This is a genomic window from Mycobacterium sp. DL (assembly GCF_039729195.1).
In the GTDB taxonomy this organism is placed as follows: Bacteria; Actinomycetota; Actinomycetes; order Mycobacteriales; family Mycobacteriaceae; genus Mycobacterium; species Mycobacterium hippocampi_A.
This window is the reverse complement of the sequence record NZ_CP155796.1, coordinates 2688928-2705836: the sequence shown is the minus strand read 5'-3', so window position 1 is coordinate 2705836 and position 16909 is coordinate 2688928. Positions and strand designations below refer to the sequence as shown.

General features: G+C 67.9%; 12 protein-coding genes. 3 read left to right on the top strand and 9 right to left on the bottom strand.

The window, feature by feature from the left end:
- Positions 1-11: 11 nt before the first annotated feature.
- Positions 12-1274: a hypothetical protein gene (locus ABDC78_RS13035; RefSeq protein WP_178358518.1), complete on the top strand. Its 1263-nt coding sequence runs from the start codon at positions 12-14 to the stop codon at positions 1272-1274.
- A gap of 9 nt (positions 1275-1283) precedes the next feature.
- Here ABDC78_RS13035 and ABDC78_RS13030 read toward each other — a convergent pair whose 3' ends face one another.
- The 6 genes from ABDC78_RS13030 to ABDC78_RS13005 are packed head-to-tail and all read right to left on the bottom strand — an operon-like array spanning position 1284 to position 7947.
- Positions 1284-3512 carry a hypothetical protein gene (locus ABDC78_RS13030; RefSeq protein ID WP_347133453.1) on the bottom strand — a complete coding sequence of 743 codons (2229 nt, stop codon included), beginning with the start codon at positions 3510-3512 and terminating at the stop codon, positions 1284-1286.
- A complete protein-coding gene (locus ABDC78_RS13025) occupies positions 3458-4729 on the bottom strand; it encodes a glycosyltransferase (protein ID WP_347133452.1) in 1272 nt (423 codons plus the stop codon). The genes ABDC78_RS13030 and ABDC78_RS13025 overlap by 55 nt, the downstream gene beginning before the upstream one ends.
- Positions 4726-5547 (bottom strand): glycoside hydrolase family 16 protein, encoded by an 822-nt coding sequence (locus ABDC78_RS13020; protein ID WP_178358533.1) that lies wholly within the window; start codon positions 5545-5547, stop codon positions 4726-4728. Before ABDC78_RS13020 ends, ABDC78_RS13025 begins: the two co-directional genes overlap by 4 nt.
- A gap of 2 nt (positions 5548-5549) precedes the next feature.
- Entirely contained in the window at positions 5550-6215 is a 666-nt protein-coding gene (locus ABDC78_RS13015) for a hypothetical protein (RefSeq protein ID WP_178358517.1), read from the bottom strand.
- The gene (locus ABDC78_RS13010) at positions 6215-7174 is read right to left on the bottom strand and encodes a glycosyltransferase family 2 protein (RefSeq protein ID WP_178358516.1); all 960 of its coding nucleotides are present in this window, start codon (positions 7172-7174) and stop codon (positions 6215-6217) included. Before ABDC78_RS13010 ends, ABDC78_RS13015 begins: the two co-directional genes overlap by 1 nt.
- Entirely contained in the window at positions 7171-7947 is a 777-nt protein-coding gene (locus ABDC78_RS13005) for a glycosyltransferase family 2 protein (RefSeq protein ID WP_347133502.1), read from the bottom strand. The genes ABDC78_RS13010 and ABDC78_RS13005 overlap by 4 nt, the downstream gene beginning before the upstream one ends.
- A gap of 410 nt (positions 7948-8357) precedes the next feature.
- Between ABDC78_RS13005 and ABDC78_RS13000 the strand changes: the two genes are divergently transcribed.
- Entirely contained in the window at positions 8358-12290 is a 3933-nt protein-coding gene (locus tag ABDC78_RS13000; protein WP_256736022.1) for an alpha/beta fold hydrolase, read from the top strand.
- On the opposite strand, the gene ABDC78_RS12995 is transcribed toward ABDC78_RS13000, so the two are convergent.
- Both ABDC78_RS12995 and ABDC78_RS12990 read right to left on the bottom strand, forming a co-directional pair.
- Entirely contained in the window at positions 12281-13246 is a 966-nt protein-coding gene (locus ABDC78_RS12995; protein WP_178358514.1) for an endonuclease/exonuclease/phosphatase family protein, read from the bottom strand. The two genes, ABDC78_RS13000 and ABDC78_RS12995, sit on opposite strands and share 10 nt — an antisense overlap.
- A gap of 94 nt (positions 13247-13340) precedes the next feature.
- Complete coding sequence (locus tag ABDC78_RS12990; RefSeq protein WP_178358513.1) at positions 13341-14213, bottom strand: sugar phosphate isomerase/epimerase; 873 nt, start codon at positions 14211-14213, stop codon at positions 13341-13343.
- A 127-nt stretch (positions 14214-14340) separates the two neighbouring features.
- Here ABDC78_RS12990 and ABDC78_RS12985 point away from each other — a divergent pair, with 127 nt between their 5' ends.
- Positions 14341-15255, top strand: coding sequence for an alpha/beta hydrolase (locus tag ABDC78_RS12985; RefSeq protein ID WP_178358512.1), 915 nt, complete (start codon positions 14341-14343; stop codon positions 15253-15255).
- A gap of 22 nt (positions 15256-15277) precedes the next feature.
- Here ABDC78_RS12985 and ABDC78_RS12980 read toward each other — a convergent pair whose 3' ends face one another.
- Positions 15278-16876: a threonine/serine exporter family protein gene (locus tag ABDC78_RS12980; protein ID WP_178358511.1), complete on the bottom strand. Its 1599-nt coding sequence runs from the start codon at positions 16874-16876 to the stop codon at positions 15278-15280.
- Positions 16877-16909: the final 33 nt, after the last annotated feature.

Below are 16909 nucleotides of genomic sequence, written 5' to 3'. Positions count from 1 at the left end.
GTTCTTTCACAATGGCTGCACCTCGACGTCGCCGGCAAACCGACACCGTCCGCGTCGCGACACTCGATGTGCAGCACAGCAACAGGCGATCGGCGGTCATCGTCGGACCTGTGCGACTGCCTGCGATCGAGGATCTCACCCGACGTTTCGCGGCGCTCGCCGCTGTCGGTCCGATGGCACGGGTGGGGCTGCAGCCCTCGACCTCGAGCACCCGGTGGCGTTATGCGCCGGAATCGGTCCACCAAGCCGTGACCGAGACCGTCCTGCCCGACGGTGCCGACCCCACCACCCTGCTGGCGACCCTGCGCCAGGGCCCGCCGGGGGGCATCCGGGTGCTGACCGCAGGCGACTACCTGGCTATCGACTTCAGCCACGGCCTGGGCGAGATCCCGTTGCTGCACACGATCATCGACGTGTTGTTCGGCTGTGCCGATCCGGCCGATCGAAGTCTCTGGGCCCCCTTCCATCGGCCGGTCTCACCGCTGCTCGTCGCCGGCGTCCGAGCCCTCGGCCTGGGCCCACACAGGCTGCTGCCGTTGTGGCGTCAGCGTCGCCGCGACGTCGACGCAGCGCCGGCCACCCAGGCGCCGGACACGGTCGCCATCATCGCGTCCCCTGCCACCCGCATCGCCCGCATCTCAGGTGCCGAGCTCGCCGAGACACGCGCGCAACGGGATTCGGCACTGCCCGGGGTCAGCCTGTTCGCCATCCACACCCACGCGCTCTACGAGGCATTCCTCGACGCGGGGTTCGACGTTGCCCCCACGGTGACGCTGCCGTTCGACGTCCGCCGGTATCTGCCGCGCGGATATGACACGCTGGCATCCTTCACGGCCGGCCTGGATTTCGAACTGGATCGCCAGGCGGGTCCTGGTCTGCTGCAGGCGCAGATGACCGCGGCCAATTCGACGGCGCGTCCCGTCGCCAACCTGATCGCCGGAACCGTCAAGACGCGGTTGGCGTTACGTTCGGGCCGCAGCGCCGAGTGGACCGTGCCCGACCGACCGCAACTGCGTATTCTGCACTCCGGCATCGGTACCGTTCCCCGTTCGGGCCAGTGGCCGTTCACCGACCCCGCCGAGGCCCGGCTCCTGGTCGCCAGCGATCCGACCGGACCCTGCGGCGTGACGGTCACGACGTCGACGGTCCTCGGCGCCGTCTGGCTCACCGCGCATTTCCACGATTCCCTGTTCGACGCGGACAGAATCGGGAGGGCACTGAACTCCGTGGCGGAGCGGACACGTTCTCTCATCGGCGCGTCGTCGCACCCCTGATCGACGGCGTCAGCCAGGCGCGTTCTCCTGGTTGATGCTTCGGAACACGAGCGTCTCACCGTCTTCGTAGAACACCGTCCAGTTCGGCGAGGCACGCAGCGCGTCCTGCACGATGTCGATCGCCTCGGGTCGATAGTCGCCGTAGTAGCGCACCGCCTTGTTCGACTGCTCGCTGAACATCACATACGCCATGTAGGCGTCTCGAGTGGCGTTGTCGTTGAGCGTCTTCAGATCTTCCTCGCTGGGAAAACTCGCCTTGAGTTCCGGCAGGTTCGGATCTCGGCCGTCCCACAGGTCATAACTGACCGGCTCATCAAAATACGGGTTGTGCAACGTCAACTCGGCGTAGTCGGCGTTGAGCCTGGTCGGCAAGCCACCCAATCGCAGCATCACCAGACGGGTCCTCAGATCCGCGTCCACTGTGAGCTCTTCCATCAGGGCGATCTGCGCGCGGGTCTCAAAAACCATGGGCCACAACGCGACATAGCCGTGCAGCCCGGCCAGCGACACACCCGTCAGCCCGAGAACGGCCGCGGTCCGTGCCAGCACCCGCTGCACGCGGCCCCCGACGCCGTCCACGGCGGCGACCACCGCGGGCGCGATGAGAATCGCGCAGCCGAGCAGTGAGTAGAGGTACACCCGGAAGATCGCCTCGCCACCGTAGCTCTGCCCGAGAAGCAGACCGAAAGAGCTGAACGCCACGATGCCGAGCGCGAACATCGGCTTCTTCCGCCGCCACATCCAGAACGCGCAGCCGAGCGCGGTCAGCACGACGGTGACGGACAACCCCCGCACCACAGCAGAGGTGAAGTCCTTCGCGGGCAGTCCGGACGTCAGGATGTTGCTGGTGGCATTGCTGATCGGCGTGCCACCGGACAACAGGCCGTAGGGCAGGACGGCTTCGAGGTTCAGCAACAGGTAGGCGCACGCGATCGCCGCCATGGCCAACGCGATCCACCGCGGCCGCGCGCGCTTGAACAGGCACAGCAGGCAGGCCACAGCCACCGCCCAGAACGGTGTCAGTTGGTGGGTCGGGACGGTCGCGGCGAACACCACGATGCTGAGCACACCGCATGCCGGGCTGCGCGGAGATGCCAGCAGCAGTGCCAGCATCCCGAACGACAGCACCAGGGCCCACGCCTGCGGCGCGAAGTAGTCCTGTGCCACCCAGTTGGTGATCTCGGCGATGAACGCCGCGGTCACCGCCGTGCGCCTGGACCGACCGATGACCCGGGCAGCGGTGTACACCGCCAGCGCGATGAGGACGTGCATGACGGGAGCGAAGAAGTGCGCGACGGTGATCGGCTCGATCCCGGTGATGTCGCAGAACCACGCCCAGGTCACGAAGAACGCCGACCACTGGGCGTAGATGTCGGTGCCGTCCGGGGTGATCCGCCCGTTGAGCATGATGTAGTCGACGACTGCCAGGTGCTTGTACGTCCAGTCGTAGAGCGGGACCTCGGTCGCCGCCACCGTGGTCACCCGAGCCACGACGATGGCCGCCGCCACCGCGCCGGCCGCGGGTAACAACTGGCGATTTCGCACAGCGACCAACAGCGCCGCACTGCACAACACGATGCACACGGCCAGCAGCGGGCCCGTCCCGGAGAACAGCAGGCCGTAGTAGCTCGCGTCCACCCCCGGCAGGCCGGGAACAGCGACCACCCACAACACGACGGCCAACCCACTCAGAGACAGCGAGAGATACTGTCGGACAGTGGATTTGTCGGCTGTGCCGATGATGGTCCGCATCCGCCACAGACGGGCACCGTCGAGCACGGTGCTGCCGGTGCGGTAATACCAGTACGCGCTGCTGCCCGCCACGGCCATCACCTGCACCCAGAGGATGTCAGGCGGACTCCAGCGATAGGACCACATCGCGGTGATCGCCACCAGGGTGATGATCGCCGCGCCCAGCACCGGGACCGTGGACAGCAGCGCCCGCCGCGGAATCCGCACCCATGTCAGTACCGCTGCGCCCGGCCCGATCGTGATGAACACCGCGAGGCTGATCGCGCGCAACCCGGCGGGCAGGTTCATCAACGCGACCGCGCCGGCCACTGCGCCCACCGCAGCGAGGTCCGCCATGCGCACCGTCCCGAATGGAACCCGGTACCGCGCCCGCGGAACGTCGACCGCGATGGTCGGCGCAGTGTCGCCGACGGGCGGTTGCAGCGTGACTGTCATCGCCGCCGGGCCGTGGAGGCGGTGCGGGTGAGTTTCCTTCTTCCGTGCCACAGCGCCCTGGGTCCGCCCAGCACGGCCAGCACCTCGGTTCGGCCGACCGACGTCGGCACCTCGTCGCGAAAGTCTTCGGGAGGAGCCATGATTGCGCCATAGTCGACGCCGGCGCGCAGCGACGATCGGAACTGTCGCCGGATCACCCTGGCCGCCAACCGCCGATGCGACCGGTCCAGGGTCACCTTCGTCAACCAGGCGCCCAGGCCGAGACCATAGCCACGCGCTTGGGCGAGCAGCGCGTCGTTGTCACTGCGATGGCGGTGCCAGACGATCGCCGACGGTTCGGTGGCCAGTTCGTCGCCTGCGGTGAGCACCCGGAAGAACAGGTCGAGATCCTCACCGCCCTGCGCGGCCGTGCCCGCTCCGAGCGCTTCGTCGAAGCCCCCGAGTTCGACGATGCGGTCCCGTTTGACCGCGAAGTTCGCTCCCGTTCCGAGGCGACCGACCTGGAACGGGAACAGCGGTTGGTCGGGTGGCGGCGCAGCCATGCTGAACAACCGCGGCTGCAGCGACCCGGCCCACGAAACCCGCTGATCGAAGTAGTTCTGTGCCGGGGTGCGCAGTTCGCCACTGGGGACCAGACCGGACACGCACGAGACCCTCGGGGTACGCGCGAAACCGCGGACGATTCCGCGCAGCCACTGGCGGTCGACGAACACATCGTCGTCGGTGAATGCCACCAGATCGTGGCGAGCCGCGCGAAGACCGGTGTTCCTGGCGGTCGACAACCCGGGGATCGGCTCGGCAACCCTGCGTACCCGGCTGTCGCCGAGTTCTGCGACCACTCGGGCCGTGGCGTCGCTGCTCGCCGCGTTGTCGACGACGACCACTTCGTAGTCGGGGTAGTCCAGTGCCCGTATCGATTTCAGCGCGTCAGCCAGCTGGTCCGGTCGATCTCTGGTGCACACCACCACCGACACCGACGGCAATCGGCAATGTCGTTCGGGTTCATCCCGCGTCGAATCAGCCGGAACCTGGACTCGTACCCGGCCATCGACGATGGATGCCTCGACGAAGGCTACGGGTTGCAGCCGGTGGCGCATCAGTACGCGTGCCTTCTGATAACCGTCGGCATCGCCGGCGACGAACTCCACCGCACCGTCGAGGTCGGGGGTCCAGTCGTCGAGGTCGAGCATGCCGATCCAACGGGCGTGCGGCCAGGTCGGCTGTGCCTGCGATGGCATGGCGGGGTCGAGAACAGCAGATCTGGTCACAGCGCCGTCACCCTCACCCAATCCACAAGCATCGTCGAGGGATTCGGCGTGGAGGCGTCCGGGGGGCCCGGCCAGTTGCCGCCCACCGCGAGATTCAGCAGCAGGAAGAACGGGGCGTCGAAAACCCAGCGACTGTCCGCCGCCAGATCCGCAGGGGTGACGGTCAACAGCGTGAGCCCGTCGACTCCGGTGACGATGCGGCCCGGTGTGCGTTCCACCCAGTAGGTGTGGAACTCGCCTGCCAGCGGAGAGGGCGCCGGTCCCGCTGTGGAGACTTCCTGGCCGCGGGGCGATCCTTGCCGCGGGGCGTGGATGCCGGTGTGGTACTCGGTGGCGTAGTTCAGCGTCTCGATGACGTCGATCTCGCCGGCAGCCGGCCATCCGACCTGATCGATGTTGCTGCCCAGCAGCCAGAATGCCGGATGCAGGCCGGTGCCCGCAGGCAGCGCGATCCGCGCTTCGGCACGCCCCGACGTGAACTCCATACTCCCCTGTGTCGTGATCCGCGCGGAGGTGATCACGTCCTGGGCGTCCCCGCGGGCGGTGATCGCCAGATGGCCCGCTCCGTCGAGGCTGACATTGGCCGGGCTGTCGGTGTAGATCTGCAGTTCGTTGTTGCCCCAACCGCCGCCGCCGGTCTCGTACCGCCACTGCGACGACGGCAGCGCCCCGGCCGGGCCGTTGAACTCGTCTTCGAAGAGGATGCGCGCTCCGGTCGGCTCGGCTCGGCTCAGCGACGTCGGAACCGTGCATCCGCACACGGCGATGACGCAGGCCAGCAGGGCGCCCTGACGCAGCAGTCGACGAGACCTAGTGATGTTCACCGTGATTCCTCGAGCAGTTCCGGCGATGCCGCCGTCGTGGTGGGACGGGTCCGGAGCCCGGCGGTGCCCAGAGCGATCACCGCGGCGAGGATGCCGTAGATGGCCATCCGCTGGGATCCGCCCGCTCCGAAGAGATCGTGCTGGCCCAGGTACGCGAAGTACCCGACGAGACTGATCATTCCGGCGACCACCGCGACGCCCCGACGTTCCGCGGACAGTTCCGACGTCGTTCCCAGGGCGATGAAGAGCACGCTCACCGCGCCCAGCGTGAGGAAAACCGCGGTGGCAGTGAGGTTCCACGGGTAGTCGACCTGCTGGGTGATCACCCCGGTTGCGGCCAGGGCGAAACCCGCCGCCAACAGTAGGATGGCGTGTCCTCGGTCGGTCACCCGCTGCGCGAGGAAACTCGCGGCGACGTACGCAACAGCCAGGCCTGTCAGCACCAACGCGACGTTCATCACGTGGTACAGGTCGCTGCAGGGCCAGTTGCCCTCAGGTCCGCAGAACGCAGATCCCAGCGGGCCCAACAGGTCTTCGCGATAGCCGTAGTAGCCGCGCCACGACGCCGACACCAGCCATTCTGCGACGAAGTAGATCACCGGTACCAGCGCCACCCACCCTGTGATCCGGGCATCACGGAGTAATCGGACGATCCCCGCCACTATGCGCCTCCCCGTTGTTGCGCCGTCTGAACCAGGCCCACGAGGTAGCCGGTCGTGGTGACCAGCAGTCCTGCTCCCAGCGCCAGCACCCTGGCCGGCTTCCGGCGCGCGTGCCAGACACCCGCGGGCAGCGTTCTCGTCGTATACGTCCGTTCGCTGTGCAGCGACGAGCGCTGGCCGCAGAGCCTGGTCAACATCGCCTTGCTGCGACCTTCGTGGTAGCAGCGCCGAATGAAGTAGGACAACGTCATCCGGTCGCGGGGCACCGAATGGGACACCGCGAAATCGGTGTGGCGGATGATGCGCGCCTGCGCGTCGCGCCGGGTGAGTTCGATGCCCATCATCGTCTCCTCGCAGCCGGTCGGTACGGCACCGGTCCGACCGAGCTGCTCGGCGAACCCGCCGATGTCGGTCAGGTCCGCACGCCGCACCGCCATGGCCGCACCGATCGGATTACGAATCGGCGAGCCGTTCGGGGGCAGACCGCGGTAATCGCATCCGACGACCCACCCGAACTCCGGGGGAAACCATCCGGGCTCGGATCCGGCGTGCCATGCGGGGTGGACTGCGCCGCCGAGCGCGGTGACCGCGGTGTCGAAGAATGCGGTCCTCACGCCGTCGAGCGCCGCCGGGCGCAGGACTGCGTCGTCGTCGAGGAACACGACGACGTCACCGGAGGCCACCCGCAGGCCGGTGTTGCGGGCACCGGACAGGCCCCGCGCGAATTCGTTCTGCACCAGTGACACTCGGTGTCCGCAGGTCGACGACAGGTCGCGGTACAACAGTTCGTTTCCGTCGACGACGACGATCATCTCGTCGGCCGGGCTCAATTGGTCGAGCACCGCCTCGATGGCGAGGTCGAGCCCCTGTCGGCGTTCCGCGGTGTAGCAGCAGATCACCACGCTCACCGACACTGCCGCTGCGACCGGCTCGTTCAGCGCTGTGGCGTGGGTCGTCACGGCGACCAACCGGCCGCAGCGACCGCACGGAGGGCTCGGTGCTCACGCCGCTCGCGACTGATCGTGCGCAACACCCGCATGCCGTCGGTGACCGCGTTGAGATTGCTGCGCCCGTAGATTCGCCTGCCTTCGAAGCTGGCCACCTCCCGGATCAGCCAGCCGCTCCTGGCGGCACGCACGTTGATCACTGTCTCGATCTCGAAGCCGTCACCCCACTGAGGCTCGGCGCAGTCGATCTCCGGCAGGTCCAGACAACTCAGGTTCCGGCGCCAGAAAGCGTTGTAGCCGTAGCACAGATCGCTGAACTCGGTCTGGAAGATGCGATTCACCAGCCAGTTCAGCCCTTTGTTGCCCATCCTCCGGAAGTGGGTGATGTCATCGCTTCCCCCGCCGCGAGAGAACCGGCTGCCCTTGGCCAGGTCGGCGCCACCGACCAGCACGTCGACGAACAGCGGGATCTCCGCCGGATCGGTGGAGCCGTCACCGTCGATCATGACGATGATGTCGCCGGTTGCGGCGCGGAAGCCGCAGGCCAACGCATTGCCCTTGCCGTTGCGGGTCTGCTCGATGACGGTGGCGTTCGGCCACAGCCGGCGCGCGACATCGGCGGTGCCGTCGTGTGAGCCACCGTCGATGACGATCACCTCGTCGACCGGCGGCATCCGCTGTGCGACGTAGGGCAGATTGCGGGCCTCGTTGCGGGTAGGCAGAACGACGGTGACCGTGGGTCGACCAGCGTGTTCGCTGTGTGGCACCCCTGCGGCCGACACCACGGTGTCCGGCGCAACCGAGGCGTGTCGGGAGGGGTCGTCGATGTCGTGCAGAAAGTTGCTGATATTTGATTCGAGCTGCACATCGGTTTCACGGGCAATGTCGGTCAAGACACGAAACTCCTTGTCTAAGTCGGTTTTTAAGTGCCCATGGCGACGGAACACGTGAGGGGCCGGGGTCAACTGCTGCAGACCTGGCCTTAACTAGGCGGGACTTTATCGAAAATGCACCGGTGTGTGGCGACTACCCCCGCACCCTATGACCATAGTCACATCTTTGGGTAGCCTAACCAAATTTCATCATCATCAGTATCCTCATCCCAGCGGTCACCACGACCTCCCTCGACGACCTCCCTCGACCGCGTGCCGGGCAACGCCGGACGCGCCATCAGCCCTCCCTAGGAACTTGATCCATGCCGACGACAGGCAGTACCGACGCCCCGAGCACCCCACAAACGGCCTCTCCGGCCGAGCAACTGGGTGTCGCGGCGGGGTCGTCGGGCACCGCCGTCACCGGTACCGCATGGCCCGCCGCGCAACTGACGGACGCCCACCCGGCGCCACAACGCCGGCCGCAGGCCGGTGGACTCAGCATCGACATCGCCGCGGTCATGACCTCGAGTGCCGCCACCGGCATCCTCGGGTTCGTGTTCTGGACGGTGGCAGCCCGGGGTTACGACACCGCCGAGGTGGGCCGGGCGTCGGCCATCATCTCCTCCGCGACGCTCATTGCGATCCTGGCCAATTTCAGCCTCGGTAGCCTCTACGAACGCTTCCTGCCGCTGGCGGGAGCGCGCACCCAGCGCCTGGTGCGTACCGGAACCGCTCTGGTGATCCTCGCCGCGATCCTGTTCGGAGCGGTCTTTGCCCTGGTCGGCCCGCGCGCGCTGTTCCCGCACCTGGTCGAGGCGATGCTGTTCCCGGCATTTGTTGCGGTGCTTGCGATCTACACACTCCAGGACCAGATCCTGATCGGACTGGGCCGTGCCCGCACGATCGCGGTGAAGAACATCTCCCAGTCCACTGCCAAGCTGATCGCGGTCGCCGCCCTCATCCCGGTCGCCACCGGTGCCGCGATCGTGTGGTCATGGGTATTGCCCGCAGCGGTCATCACGGCGATCATCGCGGGGTTCGTCATCCGTCGCGAGACCAGTGGCCGCACCGGTGCTCGCACTCTGCCCCCGCAGCGCGAACTGTTCCAGTTCTTCGCGAGCTCGTATGCGATCAACGCCATCAACGTGATCGTGCCCCTGCTGGTGCCGTTGATCGTGGTGGCCCGGCTCGGGACCGAGATGAACGCCTACTTCTCGATGTGCTGGCTGGTGGTCAACACCCTCGGCGCGTTGATCGTGGCCACCGCCGCGCCGTTCATCGCCACCGCGTCCACTCCGGGCGCCGACGTGCGCTCCTGCACAGTGCGATTCGTCCTGCTGTGCGGCGGCGCGTCACTGGCCGGTTGTGTCACGTTGGTAGTCGCCGCACCGTTCATCCTCGGGATACTGGGACCGCAGTACGCCGAGAACGGCACAACGCTGATCCGGATCATGGCCCTCGTCCTTCCGGCGGTGGCGCTGACAACCATCTACACCGCACTGGCGCGGCTGCAGCGCAGGCTCCGACTGGCGGTCACCTCGCAGATCCTGCTCGGATTCCTGGTCGTCGGCGGAGTCATCGTGACCATCCCGCACTGGGGCATCAACGCCGTGGGCTACACCTACCTGGCGGCTGAACTGCTGATCACCCTGATCGTTCTCGTCCCCACCATCGTTCTGCTGCGCAAGGTCGCGGCCACACCCAGCGGACAGACTCTCGACAGCCCTGTGGTGCGAGCGGCACGGCCGGATCTGTCCCGGGTCGACAACATCGAGCACACCTCCGTCAGCCAGCGGTTCGACGAGATCTGCGCCCTCAAAACCGCACATGTCGCGCTGCGCACCGACGACGCTGTGGTGACCTACGGCGCGCTCAGACAAGCTGCCGCCGGCTGGACCACAGCGCTGCGGGACCGCGACGAACCCGCGGCCGCGCTGGCCCTGGTCGGAGACCTCGACCCGCATACCGCCGCCGTGATCCTCGGCAGCTTCGCGGCCGGATCCCCGCTGGTCCCGCTGGACCCTGCGCTACCCCACGACCGGATGATGCACGTCTTCGCCGCACTCCGGGAGCAGGGATACCGCCTCGACACCGTCGTCGTCGGTGATGCGAGCAGCTCGCTGGCAGCGGAACTGGGAGAACACCATTCGGTGTGGCCGGCCGACCGGCCGCTGCGCACACCGACCGGATCGACAGTCCCGACCCCGCTCGGCGTGCAATCAGTGACCAGTATCCAATTCACATCGGGGTCGTCGGGTGAACCGAAGGCGGTGTTGCACACCAACGGAACATGGCTCAGCGACTGGGTGCTCCACCGGGACAGATTCGGCATCGTCGAGAACAGCCGAGTGGCCCTCTGCATGCCGGTGAGCTTCGCCGCCGGACTCAACGTTCTGGTTGGGTCCCTGCTGTCGGGCGCCGAGATCATCACGATCGATCCGCGCAACTGCACACCCGACGCGGCGATCCGGCGCCTTGCCGACGCCGACATCGTGATGTGCACGCCGTCGTTCCTCCAGTCGCTGTGCGAGGCCGCGGGCGCCCGCACCCTCGATCGGATCCAGCGGATCGTCACCACCGGGGAACCGGTGTACAGCAACGTCTTCCGCAGCGCCCGCACAATGGCACCAAACGCAGTGCTGACCAACTGGGCCGGGTCGTCGGAGACTCTCGGAATCGCCCACTACGACATCTGGCCCACCGACGAGATACCTTCGGGCGTGATCCCGGCCGGCATTGCCGCACCGCACAAGCGACTCGCCATCGATGATCAGGGCCGGCTGACGGTCACGTCGCCGTACCTCGCCGCGGGCTACCTCAAGCCGCAGAGTGCGACCACGGCCTTCATCGAGAACCCGGATGGCAGCAGGACATTCGTCACCAATGACCGCGCCCGAATCACCGACGACGGCGAACTGGTGGTGCTCGGCCGGATGGACGCCGCGGTGAAGATCCGCGGTTACCTGGTGGAGCCGGCCGAGGTCGAGGCCGCCCTGCTCGACTGCCCCGGTATCCGCGAAGCCCTCGTGGTGGCCGGATCGGCCGAGGCACCGGTGCTGACCGCCTACGTCGCACCCGCACCGGGAATCCGAAGCCCGGCCGTCGCCGACGTCCGCGCTCAACTGCACACCCGGCTGCCCGCCTGGATGGTTCCCACACACGTCGTGATGCTGGAATCCCTGCCCCGCAACGAACGTGGAAAGGTCGACCGCGGGGCGCTGCCCGCACCGGTCCGCGGACCGATCGACCCGCCACACGCAGGATTGGAGGCCGGGGTCGCCGCCGCCTGGGCCCAGGTGCTGCGCCTCGACGCGGTGGGGCGCAACGAGAACTTCTATGCCCTGGGCGGGGATTCGCTCAATGTCCAGCAGATGATCAGGGTCATCGGCGACGAGCTCGGCGTGCAGCCGGCACCGTCGGACCTCGCAGGCGCACCGACAGTGGCGCAGTTCGCCGAGATCATCGCAGCGCGCCGCGCGGGGTCGTCGACGGCACCCACCGGCCGGATCACACCCACGACGGTGCTTCTGCGGCCGCCGTCCCAGGCCACGCGCGACACGGTGTTCTGCTTCGCCGGCGCCGGGGCATCAGCCCTGTCGTTCGTTCCGTTGGCCGACCGCCTCGACCCGGACACCGCGGTGGTGGCATTTCAGGCGCAGGGCCTGGAGAACCGGGCGTTCCCGGACTGGACGATCGGCCGCGCGGCGCGGCGTCACCTCGAGGATCTGCTCTCGCTGCAGCCTCAGGGTCCCTACACGCTGATCGGGCATTCCCTCGGGGCATTCATCGCGATCGATGTCGCGAACCGACTTCAAGCACTCGGCCACCACGTCGAGCTGGTCACGATGCTCGATCCGTTCCTGCCACCGCGTACCGTGCGCGCGGCTCGACGGACGCTGCCGGGGGTGGCGTCGACCCTGCTCGAAGAGTCCCCGGCCGACCCTTTTGTACTGTGGCGACATCGACTGTGGCTGCCGCTGGCCGGAATCACCGACGGCACGCCTCAACAGAAGGTCGAGGCCCTGCGCGAAGTCGGGGTGCGGGTCGGCCGACTGCACCGGCCACAGCGTTATGACGGACGAACCCTGTTGGTGCTCAGCAGTTTCAATCTCGACGACGAACGGGTGTGGCCGCAGGTGCTCACCGGAGAGCTCACCACACAGCGGGTCAACTGCGATCACGATTCCGTGGTCCGCGAACCTCACGTCGCACGCATCGTCGACATGATCACCGCGGCGCGGTCTCAGCGCTGATCCACTGCCGCCAGCAGTACTTCGCCCATCACGGCGTGGTGATCGGATCCGGGCAGGTCGACCCGTTCGAAGGACAGCGGGGTGCCACCGCGGGTCAGGATCCTGTCGATCGCCAGCACTGCCGGATACCACTTGTCCGCCGGATAGGTGGCGACGATGCCCGCACCCAGGTAGTCGGCGGAGTCGATGAGGTCCAGGCCGTCCCTGCCGCCGGCATCGAGTAGATTGCGGTACCTCTCGTGGTCGTACGTCGAGTTGAAATCAGCGCCGACGATCAGCGGACGCCGATCCGCCTCCAGGATGGCCGCGATCCGATCGAGTTCGAGAGCCCAGCGCCACGCCGGTTCCGGGTATGGGGGCAACGGATGCAGGGCGTAGACCACGAACGGGGTGGCGCCGGGGACGACGACGGTCGCCCGGAGGTTGTTGTGCTGCAGGCCGGGGAGGAGTTCGGTGTCGCGGAGGGGGTAGCGGGCGTAGATGCCCTCTCCCCCGCCGCCTTCCCGCGGCCGCAAATAGGAGAACGGCAGAGCGCGCTCCAGACCCGCCGCGGCCAGCCCGTCGACGGCCTCTGGGGTGAGCTCGGCGACGGTGAGCACGTCGACCCGGTCGCTGCGGACCCGGCTGACCAAGGCCTGGGGGTCGGCTTCGCCCAGCCGGATATTCGCCTGCAGCAGTTTGATTTTCGGCACATCGGCGGCTGCGGCGGGTGCACCGCCGAGAAAGAGCGGCAGCTGCGCGGACACCCCGACAACCACCACGATCAGCGCCGCCAGCGCCGCCGGCCAGAACCGGGCCGCCGCCGACACCGCAGCCGCGAACACTGCGAGCACGACGAACAGTGGGCTGAACGACGCCAACAGGGTCACCACCGTGCTGACCGGGCCGAGGAAGTGCACACCAACCCCGATGCCTGCACAGATCGTCGCAACCAGGCCGACGATACGCAGGATCATACGGAGCGGCGCGCGCTCCGGTTTGTGTGTCTCAGCCGCAGACCGCGACGATCCGTCGATCACAACGGAGGAACATCGGCTTGTCCGGTTCGGGTCACGCCGACAACGGTAATGGACCCGAGTCGGCGATGCTGATGACCCGGCGGGCCGCCCGCAGCGCCGCCCGGGCCCGCACTCCCGCCGGTGCCCGCCACTGGATCGGCGCCTCGATGCTGACCGGCACCGGCGGCAACGCCCGCAACATGGCGACGATGTCGATACCTCCCTCACCCGGGAACAACCGCGCGTTGCGGCCCTGGAACCGAAGTTCGTCGATCGACGTCGGCCGCGGGAGGAGTCCGTCGCAAATCTGTACGTACCTGATCCATTCCGTCGACAGCGCCGCAAGATCTGCAGTGGTGGCCAATGCACGGTCGTAGTGGATGGCGTCGACGAGGATGCCGACCTCGCGTCCGGTGCACCGCCGCACGATCGACGCGGCGTCGGCGAGGTCGCCGACATCGGTCCACGGCATGGGTTCGAGATTCGGGATCAAGCCGAATTCTGCTGCGAAAGAACTCAGTTCGGCGAGATTGTCGGCCAATCTGGAGTGATCGGGATCGTTCCCGGTCACCAGCACCTGCGTCGCACCGAGATACGCCCCGGTCTCCAGGAAGGAGCCGAAGTCGTCTCGCACCACGGTGTCGGGCCGAAGCCGCAGGACTTCGATGTCGAGCACGAACAGGCCGCTCTCGTCGAGGCGCCGCCGGGTTTCGCGGATCATCGGCGTCCTGCCGATGGTCGGGCGTAGCGGCTCCTCTTCGGTGGCGCGGATGAGCCGCAGCCCGACACCGTCGTAGCCGGCTTCCGCGGCACAGGCGACCAGCTCCGGTGGACTGAGCTCCAGAACCGTCAGCGGGGCAAGGGAAATCGGCCGCCTGGGGACCCGACCGCTGGCCGGCTCGGGATGGCGTCGCAGTAGCCTCAACGCAGGTCCTTTCGGCGATCGAGCGAGATGGTGGCAGTGGCCTCCATTGTCCGGGAATCACCGCCGGCGTGGGGGGCTACCTCCGCCGACGTCATCCGCATACGCGGTGGTGCGTACGGTGTGTGCCATGCCCCTGGATGACATCCTGCAGAAGGTGCTCGAGGTTGTTCCGTTCCAGCTGACCACCGATGGCGGTCCGCAGGAGGCGCGCCGACGCTTCGGTGACCTCCCCCGCCAGTCGGTACACCCCGACGTGACGGTGGCCGACCGCAGCGTCGACGGTCCGGACGGGCCGATTCCCGTGCGGGTGTACCACCCGCCGACGCAGGAATCCGTACTGCCGGTGGTGGTCTTCATCCACGGCGGCGGCTGGTCGGTCGGCGATCTGGACACCTACGACGGAATCGCCCGGATGCACGCGGTCGGCGCCGAAGCCGTGGTCGTCTCGATCGACTACCGACTGGCACCGGAGCACCCGTTCCCCGCCGCGGTCGACGATGTGTGGGCCGCCACCCGATGGGTGGCCCGTCACGCCGACCAGATCGGCGGCGACCCGGACCGCCTGGCCGTGGCGGGTGACTCCGCCGGCGGGAACCTGGCCGCAGTGGTGGCTCAGTTGGCACGCGACGCCGAAATCGCCATGAGGTTTCAGCTGCTCTGGTACCCGTCGACGACGTTCGACACGACTCTGCCCTCCTTTACCGAGAACGCCGACGCACCGATCCTGACCCTCGCCGCGTGCAAGGGCTTCAGCCGCTGGTATGTGGGTGACACCGACATGTCGGCGCCACCCGCCACCATGGTGCCCGCGCGGGGCGATCTGTCGGATCTGCCCGCGGCCTACATCGCGGTCGCCGGTCACGATCCGCTGCGCGACGACGGCATCCGCTACGCCGAACTCCTTGCCGCTGCCGCGGTGCCGGTCGAACTGCACCACGCCGAGACACTCGTGCACGGGTACGTCGCCTACGCCGGCGTGGTGCCCGCAGCGACCGAGGCCACCGAACGCGGGCTGAGTGCGTTGCGCGCCGCGCTGACGTGACCTGGCGCTTCCCGATCGACGACTACGAGTTCGTGTCCTGACCGTTCGGGCTGTCCGCCGCCGGTGGATGGTCGTCGGTCTCGGAGTTGCGATCCTCACCGAGCGCCGGCTCCAGCGCGACGCTCTGTGAGCGCAGCGCGCCGGAGCGCTTCGGCGAATCGGACTCGGTGTACTCCAGATGCACCACCGCGCCCACTGCCCGGCGCAGGCCCGGGGGTCCCTCCACGCGCAGGAACTCGCCGATCCGTCCGGCGCGGTAGCGCAGCGGCGAACCGAGGAACTCTCCGAGTACCACTCCACTGCCGAGGGCCAGTGCCACCGCGGCCGCGGCGACCAACTGCCTCAGGCCGTCACCGACGTCCTCGTCGGAGGCCAGGTAGAAGACCGCCCGGAAAACCGCCAGACCGGGCAGCATCGGCATGATGCCGGCGGTCGCGGTCACCAGCGCGGGCGCTTGCCGCCGGATCGAGATCAACGTCGCCAGGATCCCGACCCCCACCGCGGCGATCCCGCTGGCGACCACCTGCCCGAAACCTGCCTGGCTCAGAGCGAGAAGCACCGACTCGGCCACACCCGCGGCGATCCCGGCGATGACGACCGATCGCAGCGGCGCGTAGCTCGCCACGGTCAGAGACGCTCCCGCCAGCGCGGCGCCGATCACGGCGAGCGCAATGGGAAGCGGCTGATTCGGCGTGATGAAGGTCTCGGTGGCGTCGACGTGCAGCTCGATAGTGACGCCGAGAAGCTCCGCGACCTGCAGGCCGGCGAGGATGCCGACGACGATTCCGGCGGTCAGGAACACCGCCTCGCCCAGCCGGGTGACGGCGGTCAGCATGTATCCGGTCACGGCGTCCTGCATGGCGCCGACCAGTGTCATACCCGCCAGCAGCATCACGATCCCCGTGGCCACCAGCGCGGTCGGCCCCTGCCCGGCGAAATAGTAGGCCGCGACCGCCACCAGGGTCGCGATCATCGCGCCGACCACGTGCTGGAAGAAGAACGGCGTCCGGATCCGGTTCAGTATCCGCCCCGCCCGGTCGATCATCGCGGCGGTGACGGCGGCCAGCACACAGGTGAGCCAGTTGCCGCCGAACAGCATCGCGATGCCCAGCGCGAACCCCGCCCACCCGGCGGTGGCCACCCAGCGGGGATACGGGTGTGGCCGCTCGGTCACCTCGTCCATGGCTTCGTGAGCCTCGTCCACGGTGACGCCACCGGAGGTGATCCGCCCCACCAGCCGGTCGAGTTCGGCCACCCGGGTGTAGTCGGTCGACCGGGCCTCCACGGACCGCACGATGGTGACCGGTGGGCTGTCCGCCGTCGGCGGGGCCGATACGAAGACGGTGGTGACGAAGACGTCGACGACAACATCGGTGAGGCGATAGGCCCGCGCCACGTCCTGTGCGGTGGCGACGACGTCTGCGGTGCCCGAACCCGATGACAGCATCACCTCGGCGAGCCGGATCGTCAGGTCGAGAACCTTGCGGGTGTGCAGGTCACCCAGAGCATTCTGGGAGCGGCTGCGCTGACCGGCGAGCGGCGCGGGATCGCGCCGCCCCCGGAGAGCATTCTGCAGCCCGCGGCTCAAGCGGGCAGTGCCCTGTGTTCGATCTCGCGCCATTGCCCAGCAGGGTACCGACGCCCCGGAGGGCGC